This is a genomic window from Bradyrhizobium sp. Leo114 (assembly GCF_055229415.2).
The window spans coordinates 35199-43426 of the sequence record NZ_JBUYEN020000054.1; the positions used below are offsets into that span (position 1 = coordinate 35199).

Below are 8228 nucleotides of genomic sequence, written 5' to 3' on the forward strand. Positions count from 1 at the left end.
AGCGGCGCAGAAAGGACGTGGATGCCCGGGACGAGCCCGGGCATGACGGCGGCGCTTGCGGGCTCCTGGGGAGGTCCCAATGGAGCATTTCGATGTTCTGATCGTCGGCGCCGGGCTGTCCGGCATCGGCGCGGGCTATCACCTGCAGCAGAAGTGCCCGAGCAAGAGCTACGTCATCCTCGAGGGCCGCGACTGCATCGGTGGCACCTGGGATCTGTTCCGCTATCCCGGCATCCGCTCCGACAGCGACATGTACACGCTCGGCTATTCGTTCCGCCCGTGGACCGAACCGAAGGCGATCGCGGACGGGCCGCGCATCCTGAACTATGTACGCGAGACCGCGGCGCAGAACGGGATCGACCGCAAGATCCGCTTCAACCATCGCGTCAAGCGTGTCTCGTGGTCGTCCGACGAGGCGCGCTGGACCGTCGAGGCGGAGCGCAGGGCAGGCGAGGGCGCGGCCGAGATCGTGCGCATCACCTGCAATTTCCTCCTCATGTGCTCGGGCTATTACAGATACGAGGAAGGCTACACGCCGGACTTCGCTGGTGCCGCCGACTTCGAGGGTCAGATCGTGCATCCGCAGAAATGGCCCGAGCATCTCGACTACGCCGGCAAGCGCGTGGTCGTAATCGGCTCGGGCGCGACAGCGGTGACGCTGGTGCCGGAGCTCGCCAAGACAGCCGCGCATGTCACCATGCTGCAGCGCTCGCCGACTTACGTGGTGGCGCGTCCGGCGGAGGATGCGCTCGCCAACAAGCTCCGGCGCAATCTCTCGGCGGGGCTCGCTTATCATCTGATCCGCTGGCGCAACGTGCTGCTCGGCATGTATTTCTTCCAGCTCTGCCGCCGCAAGCCGGAGCGCGCCAAGCAGCTCATCGTCGGCGGCATCAAGATGGCGCTCGGTCCGGAATACGACATCGGCACGCATTTCACGCCGCGCTACAATCCGTGGGAGCAGCGGCTCTGCCTCGTGCCGGACGGCGACCTGTTCAAATCGATCCGCGAGAAGCGCGCCTCCGTCGTCACCAGCCAGATCGATACCTTCACCAGGAACGGCATTCGCCTGAAGGACGGCAGCGAGCTTCCGGCCGACATCATCATCACCGCTACCGGGCTGGTCCTGCAGGTGCTCGGCGGCGTCGAGGTCAGCGTCGACGGTCGCATCGTCGATTTCGCGAAAACGCTGAGCTACAAGGGCATGATGTATTCGGATGTGCCGAACCTCGCGGCGACGCTCGGCTACACCAACGCGTCGTGGACGCTGAAATGCGACCTCACCTGCGAATATGCCTGCCGTCTGATCAACTACATGGACCGGCACGGTTTCAGGCAGTGCGTGGCGCATAATCTCGATCCTTCGATCGAGGCGCTGCCGGCGCTGGATTTCTCGTCCGGCTATGTCCAGCGCTCGATCGCGAAATTGCCCAAGCAGGGCTCGAAGCGGCCGTGGCGGCTCTACCAGAACTATGCGCTCGACATCGTCTCCCTGCGCTACGGCAAGGTGGATGACGGCGTGATGCAGTATTCGTGACAGTCCTCGTTGTTCTGGCGCGGCGTGTCCAAGCGTCCCATGGGTTGGTTTGCGTATTCAGGCTTCCTGCCGAATCAGCCATTCTGCCGCGACGGTTAACGTCGGATTAACCAAGACGCCCTACACTGCACGGCCTGTGGCTGCTGATAGCATGAGGAAGCCCATGGACGCCCAGCGAATTGCCGTCGATGCCCTCGTGGCGCTGACCGATTGCGACCGCGACGCCGCCGTTGCCTTCATCCGCCGCTTCTACCTCGCCGGCATCAAGGACCCCAAGCGCCTGACCTTCAAGGGCCTGCAGGCGATGCGCGCCTGAGGGAGCCGTGCCGTAGGATGGGTAGAGCGGAGCGAAACCCATCGCCATAGTGCACGCGGCGTGAATGATGGGTTTCGCTTCGCTCTACCCATCTTACGAATTTGGCGTGCGCCGTTAGCCCCTCATCCTGAGGAGCGGCCATTTGGCCGCGTCTCGAAGGATGAGGCTTCGCCGGTGGCCTCGCCCTTCGAGACGACCGCTGCGCAGTCTCCTCAGAGTGAGGGGACAGGTTGGAGTGCGCTGCCCTCGCCATTGTCATTGCGAGCGGAGCGAAGCAATCCATCGCGCCGCTTGCGGAGGCGTGGATTGCTTCGTCGCTTCGCTCCTCGCAATGACGAGGGGAGAGGTTCTGATTCAAATGTCAAACAGCTCTCCACTGTCATCGTCCGGCTTGACCGGACGATGAAGTATTCCAGAAGCGTTCGAGGCTGATCCGAAGCGCCGCGGAGTACTGGATGCCCGCCTTGGCGGGCATGACGGTGGAGTGTGTGAGGTGGTGTAACTCCGCATTCTCGCGGCGCGTTACGCCCGAGCTTTGCATCTCGTTTCACCCTCCTCGAAGACAGAGGGCGCAGGGAAAGCCGGGTGCCGGTTGCACCCATGGGTCCCGTGCAACAAAAAGCACGGGGGTAGGACCACAGGTTCAACCGAAGCATTCCGGCTTTCCCTGCGCGATGGTTTTACGACTTACTTCGCGCTCTCCCCGGTGACCGGGCTTTCTTGCCACCGTCACCCGCGGCAGCTCTTGCTGCTCGCGAGCTTAGCGCCAGCGTCGGGGCGCCAGGACCACACGACTTCGCCGTCCGCTGATGTCACGCTCGTCAGTCGCAACGTCAGCGTCCACCGCATCTCACCGCGCGTTCGTGACGATCGCGATCCGCCCCTCTCATCGGGTGAGACGGCGCGGGTTATAGAGGTGATTTGCCCGACGGGTTAACAGGAAATTTTGGTGAACAGGGACTGGACCGCCCGATTCGCTTTGAAATTGCACGGAAAATTTATCTCTGCGCGCAGGTCGGCGCGATCCGGAAGCCCCCTCCAGGATTGGCTTGCGGGACCCGCTTGCGCTATATGGACGCAGGACGTGGCTGGGGGCCACGGCAGGGACTGATATGCTGAAAACGGTATTCGCACCGCAGCTTGTTATCCTCTACATCCTGGCGGCATCGACAGTTTATGTGCATTTCCGCGGCCGCGAGCGGCTCCGCTTCGCGCGTCAGCTCGGCGATCACTCGACCTATCTCGCGCCCTACAATGTGCTGATGTATGCGGGCTCGGCCGTTCCGAACACGCCGGTGATCCCGGTCGAGAAATTTCCCGAGCTCGCCAAGCTGAGCGAGAATTGGGAGACCATCCGCGAAGAGGCGGTGCGGCTGTTCGACGAGGGCTTTATCCGAGCAGCCGCCAAGAACAACGACTGGGGCTTCTATTCGTTCTTCAAGAGCGGCTGGAAGCGCTTTTACCTGAAGTGGTATGACGACTTCCTGCCCTCGGCGCGCACGCTGTGCCCAAAGACCGTGGAATTGCTGAATTCGATTCCGTCCGTGCACGGCGCGATGTTTGCGATGCTGCCGCCCGGCGGCAAGCTCGGCGCGCACCGCGATCCTTTTGCCGGCTCGCTGCGCTATCACCTCGGGCTGGTCACCCCCAACTCGAACAAATGTCGGATCATGGTCGACGGCGTGGAATGCGTCTGGCGCGACGGCCAGGCCTTCATGTTCGACGAGACCTTCATCCACCACGCCGAAAACGCCACCGACGTCAACCGCATCATCCTGTTCTGCGACGTCGAGCGCCCGATGAAGTATGGCTTCATGACCGCGATCAACCGCTGGGTCAGCCATCACATCGTCAAGGCCTCCGCCACGCAGAACGTGGACGGCGAACATGTCGGCGTGCTCAACAAGGTGTTCGGCAAGCTCTACGAGGTCCATCTCGCCAGCCGCAAGGTCAAGGAGTGGAACCGCAACGTGTACTACACGCTGAAATATTCGCTGACGGTCTTGATCCTCGGGCTGATCGTTGCATCGGCGTTGCGGTGAGTGCGTAGGGCGGATTAGCGAAGCGTAATCCGCCGTCTTTTGTGCAATGGTGGAATGGCGGATTACGCTTCGCGTATCCGCCCACGGTCCTTTTCCGGATCATGCTCTAGGGAAGCGCTGCAGCGGCGTTGACAACGAGCGGACTGTCGGTCGGCGCAGGCGCCAGTTCGCTGCTGCTGCCCTTGGTGAGAAACTCGTCGAGCGTGGCCTGGATCCTGTGCTTGACGGAATAAGGTCCACGGTCGCACATGTCAGTGTGCCGGAATTGCGTATTGATGATATCGATAACTTGCTTCTTGGCCTGTTCGGGAGCCGGCAACACGCCGGGATCGGTCTTGAAGTTGGGATCTTTCGAGCGGAACGACAGGATCTTAAGTCTGTGGTCAAGCACGAAGGGGACGCGCAAATTGTCCAGCGTGATCACCTTTGACACCAGTTCGGGATGTTGCTTGGCGTAGTACATGGCGATATCGCCGCCGTTTGAATGGCCCACGAGGGTCAGATGATCGTAGACGGCATTGGGCTCAAGCGCCTTCAGCTTCGCGAGCACAAAGCCGATGTTGGCTTCGCCCTTTTTGTAGACGCCAATCCTGCCCACATAGGGTAGTCCGACACTCGTCATCAGCGGAGGGTCGGATGGAATATCCTGCTGGATGCTGGCGACCAGATATCCATCCGCGGCCAGCACGTTTTCCAGGAACGAATATTCGGTGTTCTTGACCGTGTTGCCGTTGCTGATGATCGCGACCGGAAGCTTCCAGATTCCGGCATTGGCCTTCATCTCGTAATCCGCACGCACGGCAAGATCGACCGGCACCAGCCGTTGTCGGGTCTGATCATAGAGGCTCAAGCTTTCGTGCCGAATTCCCCACTTGCTCACGCCAAAGTAGGCGGCGCCGGAAAGGGCGCAGAGACAGGCGAAAACGACAATTCCTCGCTTCATTGCCTCCATCCCGTCGTTCTTTTTTCGGTATTAACTCGCTGAGTGGGTGACGGAAAAGGCTCTAAGTCCTGCGGCCATATTAAATTTCTGTCAGCTTCTTGCCGTGCGCGGGCATCGCTGCGCCCCGCGCAGGAATGAAGCGGCGCGATGCTTGCGAGGATACAAGCGGCTATGTTCGCCTTCGGTCCAACCGATCCGCTTAAGGTCTAGCTGTCGCCCCCAGCTCCCGTAGAAGACGGCGGATTACGCTGCGCTAATCCGCCCTAAGATCCTTGCTCCGCTGGACTAAAGTTCTAGCCTCTATTTCCTGGTCGATGGAACTTTCGGCGCGTCATATCGTTTTGCGATTAAACGACCCAACAAAGTGAAATTTGCCGGGGGGCTTGTCCGAGGGAGATGCTCCCATGGCAACGCTCGGCCTCGACGCCACCCAACTGACTCCATCCGAGCATCAGCGCCAGCTTCGTCGCGCCGTCATCGCCTCCACGATTGGGACCGCGATCGAATGGTATGATTTCTTCCTTTACAGCACCGTCACCGGGCTGGTTTTCGCAAAGCTGTTCTTCCCGCACTCCGACCCCTGGGTCGGCACGCTGGAGGCATTTGCCATTTATGCTGTCGGCTTCGTCGCGCGGCCGATCGGTGCTGCGATCTTCGGGCATTATGGCGACCGCATCGGCCGCAAAGCGACGCTGATCGCGACTCTGCTCCTGATGGGACTGGCGACCGCGGCGGTGGCCGTGGTGCCGACCTATGAGCGCGTCGGCATCTGGGGTGCGGTGATCCTGACGGTGCTGCGCTTCATCCAGGGCGTCGGTGTCGGCGGCGAATGGGGCGGCTCGGTGCTGATGTCGATGGAATGGGCGCGCGACAACCACTCCCGCGGGTTCATCGCGTCATGGCCGCAATTCGGCGTTCCGTGCGGCCTGTTCCTCGCCAATCTTGCCGTTCTGGCGTTCAGCCAGATGGCTGGGGACCAGTTTCTCGCCTGGGGCTGGCGGCTTCCGTTTGCGCTCAGCCTCATCCTGGTCGTCGTCGGTCTCTACATCAGGCTCGGCATTCTGGAAACGCCGGTGTTCAGCAAACTGCAGGCCGAGCAAAAGCTCGACCGCACGCCGATGCTGACGGTGATCAAGGAGTATCCGAAGGAAATCCTGCTGTCCGCCTTCGCGCGCATGGCCGAGCAGGCGCCGTTCTACATCTTCACCGCCTTCGTCTTTTCCTACGGCATTGCCACGCTGCACGTCTCGCGCGACTTCCTGCTCACTGCGGTGCTCACGGCTTCGGTGCTGTCGTTCGTCTCGATCCCGCTGTTCGGGCATCTGTCTGACCGGATCGGACGCAAGAACATGTATATGATCGGTGCCGTCGTGACCGGCATCTTTGGCTTCATCTACTTCGCGATGCTCAACACGGGATCTTTGACGATCATCTTCCTCGCGATCGTCCTGTCGCTGATCCCGCACGACATGATGTACGGGCCGCAGGCCGCGCTGATTGCGGAGAGCTTTACCGGACGCCTGCGCTACAGCGGCTCATCGCTCGGCTATCAGCTCGCGTCGGTGATCGCCGGCGGTCCGGCGCCGCTGATCGCGGCCTGGCTGTTCGGCATGTACCAGTCGGCGACCGCAATCGCGATCTACATCGCGATCTGCGCCGTCATCACCCTGGTCGCGACTGCGCTGATGACCGACTACACGGGAAAGGACATCAACACGGCCGACGCACACGACCGGCGGGCATAAGGCAGCAAATGGAGGAAAGGGCATGTTGAAATGGCGGAATGAATCGGCGCTCGATCTCTACAATCTGGCGGCAGCGATCTTCCTGCTTGCGGCACCGTGGATGTTTGTCCGTGTCAACCCGATGGCGGCAATCGATCTGCGGGCAAGCGGCGCGGCGATCGCGATCCTGTCGCTAGCGGCGATCATTGCATTTTCCGCTTGGGAAGAATGGGTCAACCTGCTCGTCGGGGGCTGGCTGATCGTGTCGCCCTGGCTGCTCGGCTTCGCGCACACCCGCGCAATGCATTTCAGCATCATCGCCGGCGGCGTGGTGATGTTCATGTCGCTGCTTGAGCTGTGGCTGGAATACGAGAAGACGCATCTCGGCCCGGGCGCGTCGGAGGAGTCCGAGAGCTAGTAGGCGATTCCGGTCGTAGCCCGGGCGGAGCGCCAGCGTACCCGGGGCCGCTCTCGATGCGGGCGCAAAAGTCCCGGGTTGCGATTCGCTCCACCCGGGCTACGAAGCTTAGCAATGACGGGGCAGTCATTCCGGGGCGATGCGCAGCTCGAGCCCGGAATCCATTTCTCCGCCGTCACCTGCCGCTTGATGGATTCCGGGTTCGCGCTGCGCGCGCCCCGGAATGACAGCGGTTGGCGTGGTTAGGGCGGAGTATTACTCCGGCTGGCCGATCGAGACCTTCAGCGTGCCGACGCCGTCGACGCCGCATTCCATTTGATCGCCGGGCTGGAGCTGGGAGACGCCGGCTGGTGTTCCCGTCATGATGAGGTCGCCGGCGGCGAGCTTCACCTGCTGGGAGAGCTGCCAGATGATCTCGGGCACGTTCCAGATCAGTTCGGTGAGGTCGCCCTTCTGGGTTTCCTTGCCGTTGACGGTGAGCCAGATCCTGCCCTTTGACGGATGGCCGATCTTGGAGGCGGGCTGCAGCGCAGAGCAGGGCGCCGAATAGTCGAAGGACTTTCCGATCTCCCAGGGACGCTCCTTCTTGCGCGAGGCGATCTGCAGATCGCGGCGGGTGAGATCGATGCCGACGGCGTAGCCATAGACATGGTCCAGCGCCTTGTCGGCGGGAATGTTGAGGCCGCCGCTCTTCATTGCGACCACCAGTTCGACCTCGTGGTGCAAGTCCTTGGTCAGCGGTGGGTAGGGGATGGTAGCTCCGTCAGGCACCAGCATGTCGGCGTGCTTGGCGAAGAAGAACGGCGGCGCGCGCTCGTCATTGCCCATCTCCCTGATGTGTTCGAGGTAGTTGCGCCCGACGCACCAGATGCGGCGGACGGGGAAGGATTTCGTCTCGCCGACGACGGGGAGCGAAGGCTGCGGCGGGGCGGGGATGACGTAGTCTGCGGCGGTCATGAAGCGCTCTCGTTGTTGAGTGAATGAGTTACGGCATCGATCGGTGCGGCGAGCTTACTTCACCTCTCCCGCTTGCGGGAGAGGTCGGCGCGTAGCGCCGGGCGAGGGTTCTCTCCCCACGGAAAGTCCCATCGTGGAGACACCCTCACCCAGACCCTCTCCCGCAAGCGCAGGGCTATCGCATATGGCCGAGCAAGGTGAGGAGGAAGCTGTCGTCCCAGCCGGCGCGCTTGATTTTTCGACGTATGGAGGTGGGACCAGGACAAGACCGAAGGATGTTGAGCGCGAGCCTGC

Annotated in this window: 7 protein-coding genes and 1 pseudogene; 5 read left to right on the forward strand and 3 right to left on the reverse strand. The window is 61.8% G+C overall.

The annotated features are described in order from the left end of the window. Positions 1-79: 79 nt before the first annotated feature. The 3 genes from ACZIRK_RS38190 to ACZIRK_RS38200 all read left to right on the forward strand — a co-directional run bounded on the left by ACZIRK_RS38190 (position 80) and on the right by ACZIRK_RS38200 (position 3892). A complete protein-coding gene (locus ACZIRK_RS38190) occupies positions 80-1534 on the forward strand; it encodes a flavin-containing monooxygenase (RefSeq protein WP_474419268.1) in 1455 nt (484 codons plus the stop codon). 163 nt (positions 1535-1697) lie between these two features. Next, entirely contained in the window at positions 1698-1850 is a 153-nt protein-coding gene (locus tag ACZIRK_RS38195) for a hypothetical protein (protein ID WP_165435298.1), read from the forward strand. A 1112-nt stretch (positions 1851-2962) separates the two neighbouring features. Next, on the forward strand, positions 2963-3892 hold the full coding sequence (locus ACZIRK_RS38200; protein ID WP_474419269.1) for an aspartyl/asparaginyl beta-hydroxylase domain-containing protein: 930 nt from the start codon (positions 2963-2965) through the stop codon (positions 3890-3892). A gap of 106 nt (positions 3893-3998) precedes the next feature. On the opposite strand, the gene ACZIRK_RS38205 is transcribed toward ACZIRK_RS38200, so the two are convergent. Next, the gene (locus tag ACZIRK_RS38205) at positions 3999-4835 is read right to left on the reverse strand and encodes an alpha/beta fold hydrolase (protein WP_474419270.1); all 837 of its coding nucleotides are present in this window, start codon (positions 4833-4835) and stop codon (positions 3999-4001) included. A 404-nt stretch (positions 4836-5239) separates the two neighbouring features. On the opposite strand from ACZIRK_RS38205, the gene ACZIRK_RS38210 reads away from it, so the two are divergent. Beyond that, the gene (locus ACZIRK_RS38210; RefSeq protein ID WP_474419271.1) at positions 5240-6580 is read left to right on the forward strand and encodes an MFS transporter; all 1341 of its coding nucleotides are present in this window, start codon (positions 5240-5242) and stop codon (positions 6578-6580) included. 22 nt (positions 6581-6602) lie between these two features. After that, positions 6603-6977: an SPW repeat protein gene (locus tag ACZIRK_RS38215; protein WP_474419272.1), complete on the forward strand. Its 375-nt coding sequence runs from the start codon at positions 6603-6605 to the stop codon at positions 6975-6977. 255 nt (positions 6978-7232) lie between these two features. Here ACZIRK_RS38215 and ACZIRK_RS38220 read toward each other — a convergent pair whose 3' ends face one another. Next, positions 7233-7934, reverse strand: coding sequence for a fumarylacetoacetate hydrolase family protein (locus ACZIRK_RS38220; protein ID WP_474419273.1), 702 nt, complete (start codon positions 7932-7934; stop codon positions 7233-7235). 175 nt (positions 7935-8109) lie between these two features. Beyond that, positions 8110-8228, reverse strand: a pseudogene (locus ACZIRK_RS38225) (ISAs1 family transposase); the annotation flags it as partial.